Source organism: Mycolicibacter engbaekii (genome assembly GCF_002101585.1).
In the GTDB taxonomy this organism is placed as follows: Bacteria; Actinomycetota; Actinomycetes; order Mycobacteriales; family Mycobacteriaceae; genus Mycobacterium; species Mycobacterium engbaekii.
In genome coordinates, this window is record NZ_LQOT01000024.1 from 108066 (window position 1) to 120383 (window position 12318).

Consider the following 12318-nt stretch of genomic DNA (forward strand, 5'->3'; position numbering starts at 1 on the left):
GTAACGACCCTGGGGCGCCCAGGTGGCCGCGCCGCACTTGCGATCGGCTGTGCCTGAGGCGGCGACCCGCTGCGTGCGGCTGCGCCGCACTTGCGATCGCCGCGTACGGGCGTGACACGATATTGCCCGTGCCGAACGCCGCAACCACCCCGCCGCCATCGGATGGCCGCAGCCCCCTGGTCGCCATGGTGGGCGGTGGTCAGCTGGCGCGGATGACCCATCAGGCAGCGATCGCGCTCGGACAGCGGTTGCGGGTGCTGGCGGCCGCTCCCGACGAGCCGGCAGCCCAAGTCACCCCGGACGTCGTACTGGGCTCCCACACCGACCTCGACGACCTGCGCCGCGCTGCCGACGGCGCCACCGTGCTCACCTTCGACCACGAGCACGTCCCGGGCGAACTGCTCGACCGGCTGGTCGCCGAAGGGGTCAACGTCGCACCGCCACCGGCGGCTCTGCGGCACGCCCAGGACAAGCTGGTGATGCGCCGCAGACTGGCGGAGCTGGGGGCGCCGGTGCCCCGCTTCGCCGCGATCGAGACCACCGAAGACCTTGAGCGTTTCGCGGAGCTGACCGGTGGGCCGATGGTGGTGAAGGCGGCCCGGGGCGGTTATGACGGCCGTGGGGTTTCCCTGGTCGACGACCTGCCCCAGGCCCGGGCGGTGGTCGCCGACTATCTGGCGGCCGGAGTACCGGTGCTGGCCGAGGAGCGCGTGGTGATGCGCCGCGAGCTTTCCGCACTGGTGGCCCGCTCACCGTTCGGCCAGGGCGCGGCCTGGCCGGTGGTCGAGACCGTGCAGGAAGACGGGATCTGCGTGACGGTGATCGCGCCGGCCCCCGACCTCTCCGATGAGACAGCCGCCGCCGCCCAGCAACTGGCGCTGCGGCTGGCCGATGAGCTGGGGGTCGTCGGTGTGCTGGCCGTTGAGCTGTTCGAGACCGCTGAGGGCCAGTTGCTGGTCAACGAGCTGGCGATGCGACCGCACAACTCGGGGCACTGGACCATGGACGGGGCGGCCACCGGCCAGTTCGAGCAGCATCTGCGCGCGGTGCTGGACTATCCGCTCGGCGCCACCACGCCGATCGCCCCGCTGACCGTGATGGCCAATGTGCTGGGCGCCGCGCAGACCCCGTCGATGTCGATGGACGAGCGGCTGCACCATCTGTTCGCGCGGTATCCCGACGCCCGGGTCCACCTCTACGGCAAGGGCGAACGGCCCGGTCGCAAGATCGGCCATATCAACCTGCTCGGGCATGACACCAAGGACTCGGCGACGCTGCGCGAGCGGGCCGAAAGCGCGGCACACTGGTTGTCGCACGGGGAATGGAGCGATGGATGGAATCCGCATGAGTGAGCACAAGCCCGGTCCCCGGGTCGGCGTCATCATGGGCAGCGACAGCGACTGGTCGGTGATGGAGGAGGCGGCGCTGGCGCTCGCCGAGTTCGACGTCCCGTTCGAGGTCGGGGTGGTCTCGGCGCACCGCACGCCGCAGCGGATGTTCGACTACGCGCGCGACGCCGCGGGACGCGGCATCCAGGTGATCATCGCCGGGGCCGGCGGCGCCGCGCACCTGCCCGGGATGGTGGCCTCGGCCACACCCCTGCCGGTGATCGGGGTGCCGGTCCCGTTGGCGCGCCTGGACGGGCTGGATTCTTTGCTGTCGATCGTGCAGATGCCGGCGGGCGTGCCGGTGGCCACCGTGTCCATCGGTGGTGGGCGCAACGCAGGTTTGCTGGCGGTGCGCATTCTGGGCTCGGCCGACGCTGCGCTGCGGGCGCGAATGGTGGATTATCAAGACCAGTTGGCACAGAGCGTGCTTGCGAAGGACGCGATGCTTCAAGGTAAAGTTACCGGCGAGTAGCTTAGGAGGCTGTCATGTCTGGGTGGGCCGGGGATCCGTCGTTCGACCTGTTCAAACTCCCGCAGGAGCATGACGAACTACGGGCGGCGATTCGGGCGCTGGCGGAGAAGGAGATCGCTCCGTACGCCAAAGAGGTCGACGAGCAGGCCCGGTTCCCCGACGAGGCGCTGGCCGCGCTGAACGCATCGGGTTTCAACGCGGTGCACGTGCCCGAGGCCTACGGCGGGCAGGGCGCGGACTCGGTCGCGGCCTGCATCGTGATCGAAGAGGTGGCCCGGGTATGCGCCTCGTCGTCGCTGATACCGGCGGTGAACAAGCTCGGCACCATGGGGCTGATCCTGTCCGGCTCCGAAGAGCTCAAGGCGCAGGTGCTGCCGGCGCTCGCCGCCGGCGAGGTGATGGCCTCCTACGCGCTGTCCGAGCGCGAAGCGGGCAGTGACGCCGCGGCGATGCGCACGCGCGCCAAGGCCGACGGCGACGACTGGATCCTCAACGGGTCGAAGTGCTGGATCACCAACGGCGGCAAGTCCAGTTGGTACACCGTGATGGCCGTGACCGATCCGGATCTGGACGCCAACGGGATTTCGGCCTTCATGGTGCACATCGACGACGAGGGTTTCACCATCGGGCCCAAGGAGCACAAGCTCGGCATCAAGGGGTCGCCGACCACGGAGCTCTATTTCGAGAACTGCCGGATTCCGGGGGACCGGATCATCGGCGAGCCGGGAACCGGGTTCAAAACGGCGCTGCGCACCCTGGACCACACCCGTCCGACGATCGGCGCCCAGGCGGTGGGCATCGCCCAGGGCGCGCTGGACGCGGCGATCGAGTACACCAAGGACCGCAAGCAGTTCGGCAAGAACATCAGCACCTTCCAGGGTGTGCAGTTCATGCTGGCCGACATGGCGATGAAGCTCGAGGCGGCCCGCCTGATGGTGTACTCGGCCGCGGCGCGCGCCGAGCGGGGCGAGACCGGTCTGGGTTTCATCTCGGCGGCCAGCAAGTGCTTTGCCTCCGACGTCGCCATGGAGGTCACCACCGACGCGGTGCAGTTGTTCGGCGGCGCGGGCTACACCACCGACTTCCCGGTCGAGCGGATGATGCGTGACGCCAAGATCACCCAGATCTACGAGGGCACCAACCAGATCCAGCGCGTCGTGATGAGCCGGCACCTCCTGCGCTGACATCGTGAGCTCCCGAATCGAGATCGCCCGACACGCTCGGCACGCGTTCGTCGACACGGTTGACGGGCTCACCGACGCCGAATTCGACCACGGCACCACCTTGTGCACAGACTGGTCGCCGCGCGATGTGCTGTCGCACCTGATCGGTACCGCCGAGATCGGCCGCTACCTGCGCGCCCCGTGGCGGTTGCACCGGATCAACGCCGAGGCGGTGGCCGCCGGACGCCGGCTCAGTCGCGCGGAGTTGATCGCTGCCGGCCGCCGCTGGGCGCAGGTGCCGGACCGGGCGCTGGCCGGCCTGCTGCTGGGCGACGTGGCGATGCATCACCAGGATGTGCTGCGCGGCCTGGGCCGTACCCGGACGATCCCGCCCGTCGAAGAGGCCGCCATCCTCGCCGAGGGTGTGAGCCTGACCGTGCAGAAGCTGCAGCCGACCTTGCTGCGCTACCGGGTCGAGCCCACCAATGGGATCGGCCGGCCCCGGGGCCGGGGCCGCGTGGTCCGCGGCACCGCGGAGGCGCTGGGCATGTGGCTGGGGGGCCGGAACGTCGCCGAGGTGCAGATCGAAGGCGTGCCCCTGCAGCAGTGATCAGCCCACCGCGCCGGCCCGACATGGGCATTCGGCGCTGTCCGTCCCACCTAGGAGAGGCTTCATGCCAGGACTACTGCCCGAGGTCGACCCCGACGGTCTGCTCGAGTACTCCGTCGTCTACACCGACCGGGCACTCAACCACATGTCCGGACGCTTCCAGTCGGTCATGAACGAGGTCTCGGCCATGCTCCGCGAGGTGTACCACGCCGACGCGGCCGTCATCGTGCCCGGCAACGGCACGTGTGGCATGGAGGCGGTGGCGCGCCAATTCGCCAACGACGCCGAGGTGCTGGTCGTGCGCAACGGGTTCTTCAGTTACCGGTGGAGCCAGATTCTTCAGACCGGCCGGATCACCGACCGCGTCACTGTTCTCACCGCCCGCCCGACCGGCGACGGCGACGAGGCGCCCTGGACGCCCGCGCCCATCGACGAGGTCGAGGAGGCCATAGCGCGAACCCGGCCCGCGCTGGTGTGCGTCCCGCACGTCGAAACCGCCAGCGGGATCCTGCTGCCCGACGACTATCTGGCGCGCGTCGGCGCGGCGACCGCGGCAGTGGGAGGTTTGTTCGTGCTGGACTGCATCGCCTCCGGTGCGGTCTGGGCGGACATGGCGACGCTGGGGGTCGACGTCCTGGTCACCGCACCCCAGAAAGACTGGAGCGCCGAGCCGGGCTGCGCGATGGTCTGTCTGTCCGAGCGGGCCGTCGATGTCATGGACCGCACCACCAGCACCAGCTTCGCGCTCGACCTGAAGAAGTGGCGCGAGATCATGATCGCCTACGAGAACGGCGGGCATGCCTACCACGCGACCATGCCGACCGGTGTCATCACCGGACTGCGCGACGCCATGGCCCAGACCCGTGATCGCGGCTTCGGTGCGGTGCAAGAGCAGCAGTTCACGCTGGGGCGCAAGGTCCGGGCGCTGCTGGCCGAACGCGGCTTCCCCAGCGTGGCCGCACCGGGATTCGAAGCCCCCGGTGTGGTGGTCAGCTACACCACCGACCCCGAGATCCGGACCGGGCGAAAGTTTTTGGCCCAGGGGATTCAGACCGCGGCGGGAGTGCCCCTGCAATGCGGCGAGCCGGACACATTCTCCACCTTCCGAGTGGGATTGTTCGGGCTGGACAAGCTGGCCGACGTCGAGGGAACGGTTGCGCGGCTGAGCCGCGCGATCGACCAGATCGCCTGAGCTGTCAGTGCACGTCGGTGGGCTGCGCGGGCTGGGGTATCTGATTAGGCTTGACCACATGTCGCTGTCTGCGGCCTACGGTGTCGCCCGGGCATCCGGAGAATGGGTCTGATCCGATGTCGCAAACATCTGCCGGTGCGTCGAGCATCTACCTCGCCGCTGCCGAAGGCGGCTCCGGCAAGTCCGTGCTCGCGCTGGGCCTGCTGCACCTGTTGGCGGCCTCCTCGGCCCGCGTCGGGGTGTTCCGCCCGGTGGTGCGGTCGCTCGACGAGCCCGACGGGCAACTCGAACTGCTGCTCGAGCATGCCACCGCCGCCATCGAGGACCACAGTTCCTGCCGCGGCGTGACCTATCAGCAGGTCTTCGCCGACCGGGAGGCGGCGCTGGGCGAGATCGTCTCGCGATTCCACGATGTCGCCCGGCACTGCGACACCGTGCTGGTGGTCGGCAGCGACTACACCGACGTCGTCAACCCGAGCGAGTTGAGCTTCAACGCCCGGGTCGCGGTGAATCTCGGCGCGCCGCTGGTGCTTGCGGTCAACGGCTACAACCGCGACGCCCAGTCTGTCGCCGATATCACCGCACGCTGCCTGGCCGAAGTGGCTGCGGTACACGCTCATCCGGCGGCGGTGATCGCCAACCGCTGCGATCCCGACCGGCTCTGCGATGTCAGCCAGGCGATCTCGCAGCAGCTGCCCGACATCGATGTGCCGGTGTTCGCAGTTCCCGAGGTGGCGCTGTTGTCGGCCCCGACGATGGCCGAACTCTGCTCGGCGCTGGACGGCACCGTCTACAGCGGCGACCCGGAGTTGCTTCGCCGGGAGGCGCTCAGCGTCATGGTCGGTGGCATGACCGCGGAGAACATTCTCGACAGGCTGTCCGAGGGCCAGGTGGTGATCGTGCCGGCCGACCGGTCCGACGTGCTGCTGGCTTTGGTGAACGCCCATGAAGCGCAGGGATTTCCGTCACTGGCGGGGATCATTCTCAACGGCGGCCTGTTGCCTCATCCCGCTATCGACAAGCTGGTCAAGGGTCTTCGGCCGACACTGCCGCTGATCGCCACCAGCCACCGCACCTACGACACCGCCGAAAAGGTGTCGCATACCGGTTCGCGGATCACCGTGGGCGCATTGCGCAAGATCGACACCGCTATCGCGCTGATCGCCAAGCACATCGACGGTGCCGAGCTGGCCGAGCGGATCCGGGTGCCGGCGTCGAACGTCATCACGCCGCAGATGTTCGAATACCGGCTGCTGGAACGAGCCCGGGCAGACCGCCGGCACATTGTGCTTCCGGAGGCGACTGACGACCGGATTCTGCTGGCCGCCGGCCGGTTGCTGTCGCGCGGCATCGTCGACCTGACGTTGCTCGGCGTCGAAGGTGCGGTGCGCCGCCGCGGCGCCGAGCTGGGGGTGGACCTCGACGCCGCGCGCGTGATCGACCCGGAGACCTCGCAGTTGCGGGACGCGTTCGGCGCCGAGTACACCCGGCTGCGGTCGCACAGGGGCATGACCGAAGACCGTGCCCGCGAGATCATGCGCGACATCTCCTATTTCGGCACCATGATGGTGCACCAGGGTATTGCCGACGGGATGGTGTCGGGGGCTGCGCACACCACCGCGCACACGATCCGGCCGGCGTTCGAGATCATCCGGACTGCGCCCGGGGTGTCGACGGTGTCCAGTGTGTTCCTGATGTGTCTGTCGGACCGGGTGCTGGCCTACGGCGACTGTGCGGTGGTTCCCGATCCCACCGTCGAGCAGCTGGCCGACATCGCGATCTCCTCGGCGGCCACCGCGGCGGCGTTCGGCATCGAACCCCGGGTGGCGCTGCTGTCCTACTCGACCGGCGAGTCCGGCTCGGGTGCCGGCGTGGACAAGGTCCGTGCCGCAACGCAATTGGTGCACCAGCGTCGCCCCGACCTGCTCGCCGACGGTCCCATCCAGTACGACGCCGCGGTCGACGCGGGGGTGGCGGCAGCCAAGAGACCGGACTCGCCGGTCGCCGGTCGGGCCACCGTGCTGGTGTTCCCCGACCTCAACACCGGCAACAACACCTACAAGGCGGTGCAGCGCAGTGCCGGTGCCGTCGCGATCGGCCCGGTGCTGCAGGGCCTGGCCAAACCCGTCAACGACCTGTCCCGGGGAGCGCTGGTCGACGACATCGTCTACACGGTGGCCATCACCGCGATCCAGGCGCAGGGAGCAGCCCAGTGACAGCAAGCGCGCCCGGTCTGGTGCTGGTGCTCAACTCCGGCTCGTCGTCGATCAAGTTCCAGTTGGTCGACCCGGAGGCCGGGACCGCGCTGCTGTCCGGCCTGGTGGAGCAGATCGGCGAGGCGAACAGCCCCGTCGCGGACCACGCCGCCGGACTGCGGCTGATCCACCGAAAACTCACCGACTCCGGCATCGACCTGGCGGCCGTCCGCGCTGTCGGGCATCGCGTGGTGCACGGGGGCCAGCTGTTCTCCCGCCCGACCCTGATCACCGACGAGGTGGTGGCCGAAGTCGCGCGGCTGGCGGAGCTGGCGCCCCTGCACAATCCCGCCAACGTGATCGGGATCGAAGTGGCCCGCAAGGACTTCCCCGACGTTCCGCACGTCGCGGTGTTCGACACCGGCTTCTTCCATTCCTTGCCGGCCGCGGCCGCCGCCTACGCCATAGATCACGACCTGGCCACCCGATTGGGCATCCGCCGCTACGGGTTCCACGGCACCTCACACGAGTACGTGGCCGGTGAGGTCGCGGTGCTGCTCGACCGTGACCCCGCCGAGCTGAACCTCATCGTCGCGCATCTCGGTAACGGGGCGTCGGCGTCGGCGATCCGGGGCGGAGTGGCAGTCGAGACGTCGATGGGGCTGACGCCGCTGGAGGGTCTGGTGATGGGCACCCGCAGCGGCGACATCGATCCCGGGGTGCTGTTCCATCTGCACCGCACGGCCGGGCTCGGCGTCGACGAACTCGACGAGTTGCTCAACCGCCGCTCCGGGCTCAAGGGCCTCTGCGGGGTCAACGACTTCCGGGCGCTGCTGGAGCAGCGTGCGGTCGGAGGCGAGCCGGGCGAGGCCGCCAGGCTGGCCTACGACGTCTATGTTCACCGCCTTCGCAAGTACGTCGGCGCGTATCTGGCCGTGCTGGGCAGAGTCGACGCCATCGCCTTCACCGCCGGGGTGGGGGAGAACGCGCCGAGCGTGCGCGAAGACGCGTTGGCCGGTCTGGAGGGCCTGGGCATCGTGGTGGACCCCGAACGCAACCGCGCCGGCAAGGGCGCCCGCATCATCTCCGCGCCGGGATCGCCCACCACCGTGCTGGTGGTCCCCACCAATGAGGAGCTGGCGATCGCCCGGGCCGCCTGGAAGTTCGTCTGAACACGCGCCCGATGGGCGTGGCGGCAGGGGCGCTCCGGCGGTATCGGACCCGCCCGCGGCGAATCGCGGTACAGTTCCGTCCTGTGAAATGGGGCCGATCGGCGTCGCTGACCGCGCTGCTCGTTGTTGGCGCACTGGCGGTTTCGTCCTGCGGCGGTCGCGCGGGCGAGCCGGTGCCGGACGAGGCCCCGACGGCGGCCGTGGACTGCGCCGGCAAGCAGGAGCTGCGCGCCGGCGGCCCGAGCGCTCAGGCGAAGGCGATCCAGCAGTTCGTCTACGCCTACACCGCGGCGTGCCCGGGCCGGACGCTCAATTACCGCGCCAGCGGCGCAGCCGCGGCGGTCGACGACTTCATCGACAACGACCTGGACCTGGCCGGCTCCGAGGCGGCGCTGGATCCCGCCAAGACGCAGCCGGAGCGGGCGGCGGAGCGGTGCGGCTCGCCGGCCTGGCACCTGCCGCTGGTGTTCGACCCGATCGCCGTCACCTATCACATCCCGGGCGTCACCGGCCTGATCCTGGACGCGCCCACCCTGGCGAAGATCTTCAGCGGCACGATCGGCAGTTGGGACAACCCCGCGATCAAGGCCCTCAACCCGGGTGCGGCGCTGCCCACGCTGCCCATCCACGTGGTGTACCGCAGCGACCGGTCGCCGAGCACCGCCGCCTTCCAGAAGTATCTCGAGGTCGCCTCCGACGGCGGGTGGTTCGGCGGCGGCGAGACCTTCAACGGCGGGGTCGGTGAAGCGGTCGTCGGCAACAACGGCGCCGCGGCGGCACTGCAGGCCACCGACGGCTCCATCACCTACAGCGAATGGTCGTTCGCGGTCGGCAAGCAGCTGCCGATGGCGCAGCTCATCACCGCCGGCGCGGCGCCGGTGGCGGTCTCCGTCGAGTCGGTCGGCAAGGCCCTCGCCGGGGCGAGGTTCGTCGCCGACGGCAATCCGCACAACGACCTGGTGCTCGACCCGGCGTCGCTGTACAGACCCGCCGACCACGGCGCCTACCCGATCGTGACGGCCATCTATCAGATCGTCTGCTCGAAATACCCCGACGCCGCCACAGGTACGGCCGTCAAGGCGTTCCTGCAGGCCGCGATCGGTCCTGGCCAGGACGGCCTGGACCAGTACGGCTTCGTTCCCGTACCGGAACCCCTCACATCCCGGCTTCTGGCGTCGGCGAACGCGATCTCGTAGGCGTTTGCGGCGTCGGTCCCGGTTAGTCTGGTAGCCAATCTTTCGCCGCAGTGCGCGGCACTGTGCTCGAAGGGAGCGCCGTCGGTGAACAGTCCCGAGCCGGGTTCGCGAACCGGATCGCGATTCGGCCCGTACCAATTGGGCCGGCTGCTGGGCCAGGGAGTGGTAGGCGAGGCCTACCGGGCCGAAGACACCCGCAACCACGAAAACGTGGCGCTCACACTGATCTGCGACTCGCTCTCCTCCGACGCCGCCTTTCGCAGCCGGCTGGAGGATGAGGCCGAGGCCGCCGCTCAGCTGACCGAGCCGCACGCCGTGCCGATCCGCGCCTACGGCGAGATCGAGGGCGTCCTCTATCTGGAAACCGGCCTGATCGACGGCACCGACCTGGCCACCGTCCTGGCCGAGGACGGCCCGCTGAGCCCGCCGCGAGCGGTGGCCGTCATACGCCAGATCGCCGCGGCACTCGACGCGGCACACGATGCCTACGTCGTGCACCGCGACGTCCGGCCCGAGAACATTCTGCTCACCTGCGACGACCTGGCGTATCTGACCGACTTCGGTGTCGCGGCGGCCATCGCCGAACCGGGCGTGCGGGCCGACCCGGCGACTGGCGCCATCACCCACATGGCGCCCGAGCGCCTGGCCGGTGAGCCGGTCACGCACCTCGCCGACATCTACTCGCTGGCCGCGGTGTTGGCGCAGGCCCTGACCGGGGTGCCCCCGTTCGCGGCGGCCACCGTCGACGAGGCGATCGAAGAGCGCCGCACCGCCGAGCCTCCGCGGCCGAGCGCACTGCGCCCCGGGCGGGTCCCGGCGGCCATCGATGCGGTGCTGGCGCGCGGGCTGGCGCCCAAACCCGAGGAGCGCTACAGCAGCGCCGGGGAGTTCGCCGCAGCCGCTTACCAGGCCCTGACCGAGCCGGAACGCCACCAGGTCGCCCGGATCCTGCGCCGTGGCGAACCCGCGCTGCACCTGGCCGCAGGCCTCGAACCCGAGCCCCGGTTCAGCCGCACCGAACCGGTCCGGGCGCCGGGGACGCCGCCGGAGCTGCGATTCGGTGGTGCCGTTGACGTCGGCCTGGGCGGTCCGGCCCCGGTGCCGTTCCCGATGCCGCAACTGCTGCACAGCGACCAAGCCCCGGTGCTGCCCACCCCGTCGCGGCGCTGGCAGCCGCCGCGCAAGCCGGTGCTGGTGGCGGCCGCGGCGATCGTCGCGGTCATGGTGGTCGGCGGCGTCGGGCAGCTGCTGTCCCGGCCCTCGTCGGCGACACCGGTGGCTGCGCCCCCGCAGGACGTGCTGCCCTTCACCGGACTCGACTACCGGCTATCACCGGGCGGGGTGGCACTGGACGGCGACGGCAACGTCTACGTCACCAGTGACGGCATGCACGGGCGGGTGGTGCGCCTGGCCGCCGATTCGCATGCATCCACGGTGGTGCCCTACAGCGACCTGTACCAGCCGCGCGGTGTGGTGGTCGACGACACCGGCACCGTGTACTTCTCCGACGTCAACAGTCGCGTGGTCAAAGTGGACGCCGGCTCCGATGTTCACACGGTGCTGCCGTTCATCGGCCTCGACGATCCCGACGGGGTGGCGGTGGACTCGGCCGGCAACGTCTACGTCGCCGACCGCGGCAATGATGTGGTTCTGCGACTCGACGCCGACACCAACGTTTCGACCACGGTGCCGTTCGTCGGCCTCGACAGGCCCGACGGGGTGGCGGTGGACTCCGCCGGCAACGTCTATGTCACCGACACCGGCAACGACCGGGTGCTCAAGCTGCCGGCCGCCACCAACGAACAGGTGGTGTTGCCCTTTGCCGGGATCGTCGCGCCGTGGGGCATCGCGGTCGACGATGCCGGCGACATCTACGTCACCGAACACAACCGCAACCGGGTGGTGAAACTGGCGGCCGGCGCGGCGATCCCGGAGGTGCTGCCGTTCACCGGGCTCAACGCGCCGCTGGATGTCGCGGTCGACCGGCACGGCCACGTCTATGTCGCCGACCGCGGCAACGACCGCGTCGTCAAGGTGAACGGCAACCGCTGAGGCTCGCGCGGACTGTGTCTGTGACGGCTGCCTCATCGAACCGCCAGGTAGCATTTTTTGCGTGGACGGTAGCGTCGTGGGCCCCGAAGCGGGCATCACTTACCCGGTGACCGACGCTCCGGCGGCGACCCTTGAGCACCACGATCATGATCACGCGGGGCACCAGCACCGCGTTCCCGTCGTTCACGACGCGGGTTGGCGCCGTGCCGCGGTCTGGGCCCGGCGGCTGGCCTGGATAAGCCTGATCCTGGTGGGCGTCGAAGGCGTGCTGGGCCTGTGGCAGGGCCTGGCGGCCGGTTCGATCGCCCTGACGGGCTGGGCGCTGGGCGCCATTCCCGAGGCGCTGGCCGGGGCCGTGGTGATCTGGCGGTTCACCGGCGCCCGCACGCTGTCCGACACCGCTGAACGCCGCGCCCAGATCGGTGTGGCGATCTCGTTCTGGATCAACGCGCCCTACATCGCCGCGGAATCCGTGCACCACTTCTTCGGCGATCAGCGCAGTGAAGGCAGCGTCATCGGTATTGCGATCACCGCCGCGGCCGCGCTGGTGATGCCGATCCTGGGCCGAGCCCAGCGACGGCTCGGCGTCCGGCTGGGCTCGGCGGCGACGGTCGGCGAGGGAGTGCAGAACTATCTGTGTGCGGTCCAGGCGGCTGCGGTTCTGGTGGGGCTGACCCTTACCGCGCAGTGGGCCGGGGCCTGGTGGCTGGACCCGCTGATCGGTCTGGGGGTGGCCGGCGTTTCGGTGTGGCAGGGCTGCCGCTCCTGGCGCGGCGAGGGTTGCGGCTGCTGAGCGCTGCCGAGACGCCCGCGATTGCTGCGCTGTGTGAAACGTGAAGTCCCGACTGCCCTGGAGCTGGTGGTGGTGCTCGACAGGA

The 12318-nt window shown here is 69.9% G+C and carries 10 protein-coding genes; all 10 read left to right on the forward strand.

The window, feature by feature from the left end:
• Positions 1-128 precede the first annotated feature (128 nt).
• The 10 genes from AWC02_RS06665 to AWC02_RS06710 all read left to right on the forward strand — a co-directional run bounded on the left by AWC02_RS06665 (position 129) and on the right by AWC02_RS06710 (position 12233).
• Entirely contained in the window at positions 129-1352 is a 1224-nt protein-coding gene (locus tag AWC02_RS06665; protein WP_419179208.1) for a 5-(carboxyamino)imidazole ribonucleotide synthase, read from the forward strand.
• Positions 1345-1860, forward strand: coding sequence for a 5-(carboxyamino)imidazole ribonucleotide mutase (gene purE / locus AWC02_RS06670; RefSeq protein WP_085127991.1), 516 nt, complete (start codon positions 1345-1347; stop codon positions 1858-1860). The genes AWC02_RS06665 and purE overlap by 8 nt, the downstream gene beginning before the upstream one ends.
• Positions 1861-1874: 14 nt before the next feature.
• The gene (locus tag AWC02_RS06675) at positions 1875-3044 is read left to right on the forward strand and encodes an acyl-CoA dehydrogenase (RefSeq protein ID WP_085127992.1); all 1170 of its coding nucleotides are present in this window, start codon (positions 1875-1877) and stop codon (positions 3042-3044) included.
• A gap of 4 nt (positions 3045-3048) precedes the next feature.
• A complete protein-coding gene (locus AWC02_RS06680) occupies positions 3049-3633 on the forward strand; it encodes a maleylpyruvate isomerase family mycothiol-dependent enzyme (protein ID WP_165757859.1) in 585 nt (194 codons plus the stop codon).
• Between the two features lie 64 nt (positions 3634-3697).
• Entirely contained in the window at positions 3698-4825 is a 1128-nt protein-coding gene (locus tag AWC02_RS06685; RefSeq protein ID WP_085127994.1) for an aminotransferase class V-fold PLP-dependent enzyme, read from the forward strand.
• A 116-nt stretch (positions 4826-4941) separates the two neighbouring features.
• The gene (gene pta / locus AWC02_RS06690) at positions 4942-7041 is read left to right on the forward strand and encodes a phosphate acetyltransferase (RefSeq protein WP_085127995.1); all 2100 of its coding nucleotides are present in this window, start codon (positions 4942-4944) and stop codon (positions 7039-7041) included.
• Positions 7038-8192: an acetate kinase gene (locus AWC02_RS06695; RefSeq protein WP_085127996.1), complete on the forward strand. Its 1155-nt coding sequence runs from the start codon at positions 7038-7040 to the stop codon at positions 8190-8192. The genes pta and AWC02_RS06695 overlap by 4 nt, the downstream gene beginning before the upstream one ends.
• Positions 8193-8275: 83 nt before the next feature.
• Positions 8276-9388, forward strand: a complete 1113-nt coding sequence (gene pstS, locus AWC02_RS06700; RefSeq protein ID WP_085127997.1) for a phosphate ABC transporter substrate-binding protein PstS — start codon at positions 8276-8278, stop codon at positions 9386-9388.
• An 84-nt stretch (positions 9389-9472) separates the two neighbouring features.
• On the forward strand, positions 9473-11440 hold the full coding sequence (locus tag AWC02_RS06705) for a serine/threonine-protein kinase PknD (RefSeq protein WP_085127998.1): 1968 nt from the start codon (positions 9473-9475) through the stop codon (positions 11438-11440).
• Positions 11441-11546: 106 nt separating this feature from the next.
• The gene (locus AWC02_RS06710; protein ID WP_419179212.1) at positions 11547-12233 is read left to right on the forward strand and encodes a cation diffusion facilitator family transporter; all 687 of its coding nucleotides are present in this window, start codon (positions 11547-11549) and stop codon (positions 12231-12233) included.
• Positions 12234-12318 lie beyond the last annotated feature (85 nt).

What these genes read in the sequence shown, in the direction of transcription:
- AWC02_RS06685 (WP_085127994.1), top strand. Translation starts at nt 3,698, where the DNA reads ATGCCAGGACTACTGCCCGAGGTCGACCCCGACGGTCTGCTCGAGTAC.
- pta (WP_085127995.1), top strand. Translation starts at nt 4,942, where the DNA reads ATGTCGCAAACATCTGCCGGTGCGTCGAGCATCTACCTCGCCGCTGCC.
- AWC02_RS06675 (WP_085127992.1), top strand. Translation starts at nt 1,875, where the DNA reads ATGTCTGGGTGGGCCGGGGATCCGTCGTTCGACCTGTTCAAACTCCCG.
- purE (WP_085127991.1), top strand. Translation starts at nt 1,345, where the DNA reads ATGAGTGAGCACAAGCCCGGTCCCCGGGTCGGCGTCATCATGGGCAGC.